At 62.3% G+C, this 1,943-nt stretch carries 3 protein-coding genes; all 3 read right to left on the reverse strand.

Annotation, left to right across the window (positions count from 1 at the left end):
- Positions 1–13: 13 nt before the first annotated feature.
- The 3 genes from ABWP09_RS09650 to ABWP09_RS09660 all read right to left on the reverse strand — a co-directional run bounded on the left by ABWP09_RS09650 (position 14) and on the right by ABWP09_RS09660 (position 1,940).
- Positions 14–559 carry a NuoB/complex I 20 kDa subunit family protein gene (locus ABWP09_RS09650; RefSeq protein ID WP_188447104.1) on the reverse strand — a complete coding sequence of 182 codons (546 nt, stop codon included), beginning with the start codon at positions 557–559 and terminating at the stop codon, positions 14–16.
- The gene (gene ndhC / locus ABWP09_RS09655) at positions 550–924 is read right to left on the reverse strand and encodes an NADH-quinone oxidoreductase subunit A (protein WP_188447102.1); all 375 of its coding nucleotides are present in this window, start codon (positions 922–924) and stop codon (positions 550–552) included. Before ndhC ends, ABWP09_RS09650 begins: the two co-directional genes overlap by 10 nt.
- A gap of 203 nt (positions 925–1,127) precedes the next feature.
- Entirely contained in the window at positions 1,128–1,940 is an 813-nt protein-coding gene (locus tag ABWP09_RS09660) for an inositol monophosphatase family protein (protein ID WP_176496344.1), read from the reverse strand.
- Positions 1,941–1,943: the final 3 nt, after the last annotated feature.

Below are 1,943 nucleotides of genomic sequence, written 5' to 3' on the forward strand. Positions count from 1 at the left end.
GGAGCAGGCGCCCTCACCGTTCGATCGTCCCGATCCGACGGATCTTCCGCTGCAATTGCATGATGCCGTACAGCAGAGCCTCTGCGGTCGGCGGGCAGCCGGGTACATAGATGTCGACCGGCACGATCCGGTCGCACCCGCGCACAACGCTATACGAATAATGGTAATAGCCGCCGCCATTGGCGCAGCTACCCATCGAAATCACGTATTTCGGCTCGCTCATCTGGTCATAGACCTTGCGCAAAGCGGGAGCCATTTTGTTGCACAGCGTGCCCGCGACGATCATCACGTCGCTTTGCCGCGGAGAGGCGCGCGGTGCTGCGCCGAAGCGTTCAAGGTCGTAGCGCGGCATGTTGACGTGGATCATCTCCACCGCGCAGCACGCGAGGCCGAACGTCATCCACCACAGGCTGCCGGTGCGCGCCCAATGGAACAGGTCCTCGGTCGACGTGACGAGGAAGCCTTTGTCGCCCAGTTCGCCGTTGAGATCGTTGAAGAAGCTCGCATCGGGCTGAATGATTTCGCCAGCTGCCGACGGATGCGTAAGTTCTACTCCCATTCGAGCGCTCCCTTCTTCCACGCATAGACGAGGCCCAGCGCCAGCTCGACGATGAACACCATCATAGAGGCCCAGGCGACCCAACCGAGTTTGAAGACGCTCACTGCCCATGGATATAGGAACGCCGCCTCGAGATCGAAGATGATGAACAGGATCGCGACGAGATAAAAACGGACATCGAACTGGCTGCGCGGGTCTTCGAACGCAGGAAAGCCGCACTCATATTCGCTGAGCTTTTCCGCGCTCGGCTTATACGCGCCGGTGAAGCGTTGCGCGACCATCGGCAGGAACACGAACGCGCTGGAGAGTAAGAGGGCAACGCCCAGAAACAGGAGAATCGGCAGATATTGCGACAGGTCGATCAAAGGGCATCTCGCAGGTGCGAAGGGGGATGACGCGGGCTTTAGGACGGTGCCGAGAGTCGGGCAAGGGCGCGGTGCCATCTTTCCTTCTCCCGTTGGGAGAAGGTTGCGCGAAGCGCCGGATGAGGGCCAAATAGGTCGCTGCGGCTCTGCCCTCACCCGACCTCGCTGCGCTCGGCCACCCTCTCCCAACAGGAGAGGGGCTTTTACCGCAAAGCCCCCGCGATCAGCTTATGCAGCCGCGATTGCAGCGCGTCGTTTGCGGCGAGGAACTCGCTACGCTCGATCATCCGCTCACCGCCGCGGAAATCGGACACGAAACCGCCCGCTTCCTTGACCAGCAACAGCCCCGCCGCGACGTCCCAATATTTCAGGTCGCTTTCCCAATAGCCGTCATACCGCCCCGCCGCGACCCAGGCGAGATCGAGTGCTGCCGATCCCATCCGGCGGATACCGGCGACTTCGGGGGCCACCGCGCCGAAAATGCGCGCCCATTGCGCGAAATCGCCATGGCCCATGAACGGAATCCCCGTCGCAATCAGCGAGTCGCCGAGATCGCGCCGCGCCGACACGCGCAGCCGCTCCGACTGCACCCACGCCCCGCGCCCCTTTTCGGCCCAGAACGCTTCATCGGTGATCGGCTGATAGACCATCGCCGAGGTGATCTCGCGCTTGCCATTGGGCAAAGGTTCCTCGACCCCGATCGAAATCGCAAAGTGCGGGATGCCGTGGAGGAAATTGGTCGTGCCGTCCAAGGGATCGACGATGAAGCGCGGCTTGTTCGGATCGCCGGCGATCTCGCCGCGCTCCTCCATCAGGAAACCCCAATCGGGGCGTGCGCGCGACAATTCCTCATAGATCGTCTGTTCGGCGCGCTGGTCGGCGATCGACACGAAGTCGGCGGGTCCCTTGCGGCTGACCTGCAGATTCTGGACTTCATTGAAATCGCGCCGCAACCGCGGCCCCGCCTTGCGCACGGCACGGTCGATGATCGTCATGAGACCGGAATGGGATGCCATAGT

Origin of the sequence: Sphingomonas sp. (assembly GCF_040398505.1) — a bacterium.
Lineage (GTDB): Bacteria > Pseudomonadota > Alphaproteobacteria > Sphingomonadales > Sphingomonadaceae > Sphingomonas.